Origin of the sequence: Pleomorphovibrio marinus (assembly GCF_003347495.1) — a bacterium.
GTDB lineage: Bacteria > Bacteroidota > Bacteroidia > Cytophagales > Cyclobacteriaceae > Pleomorphovibrio > Pleomorphovibrio marinus.
Genome location: NZ_QCXY01000039.1, coordinates 1 through 1,029 on the forward strand (window position 1 = coordinate 1; position 1,029 = coordinate 1,029).

The window sequence follows — 1,029 nt, forward strand, 5'->3', positions numbered from 1 at the left end:
TATAACGTTTTGCAGCTACCCGAAGGTGGCGATTTCGAAGCACTTCACTGTCAACCAAGCACAAACTTTGAAAGAAGCACAAAGCTTGATTTAACCACTGAACCGCCACTTTTGGGTAGGTGCTGTTGTGCGTATGTGCTTATTTCTCCTTCGTCATAATTAGTCTTTGTGTTCTATTGTAAAACTAATTGGGATTATCATTTTCATTTCAATAGGTTGTCCATTTCTCGTCCCTGGGTTAAACCTCATTAGTTTAACAACTTTAATTGCTTCTTCGTCTGCTGAAGGTGAAATTCCCCTTTTAATTCCAACTTCTTTCACATTTCCAACCGTGTCTACCGTAAATTCTACAAAAACTTTTCCTGTTATACATTCACCTGTCTTTGGGTAACGCAAGTTGTCTTGAATGAATTTTTTCATTCCAATATCTCCACCGTCTTTAAATGTTGGTGGGCTGTCAGGGTCAGCGAAAATTACTTCGTCTTTGTTAAGTTGTTTTCTTTTTGCAAATTTTTCGATTTCCGTAATCTCGTCTTGGTAATATGACATTGTCCTTAAACAACTATAAGTCCAATAAGCGTTTTTTTCTTTTGGAAATTTGAAGTCATTGTTTACCTGTCCGAAGTAAGTATTATTCTCTCCATAAATAATATATTTCTCACCAATTTTAAATCTTATTCCACAATCTCCACCACCAATGCCCGTATAAATAACTATCGTGTCTGTTGAAATTTTTCCTTTATAAATGTCGTGAACGAAAAAGCCATATTTTGCTATAGTCATATTTGCAAAACGGTTATTCTTGAATGTCGTGTCATTCTGAAAAAAATGTAAAAGTGTTGAGTCGGAAAGAGTAACTAAATCTTTACTCACAATTGTCCCAACGAGAACAGCGTCTGCGTGTTTTACTTCTTCTTGAACTGTCCGTTGTCCAACACAAGAGCAAGCAAATATTTTGTCCGTAATTCCGGTCAAAATTAAAATTGTCAATATGGTTACTGTCGTCTTCATAGCATTACGCACAACGGT

At 36.1% G+C, this 1,029-nt stretch carries 1 protein-coding gene; it reads right to left on the reverse strand.

What is annotated here, in order from left to right; translation table 11 throughout:
• Positions 1 to 159: 159 nt before the first annotated feature.
• The coding region (locus tag DB520_RS26260; protein ID WP_232835168.1) for a TonB family protein at positions 160 to 1,029 on the reverse strand (870 nt) is incomplete at its 5' end.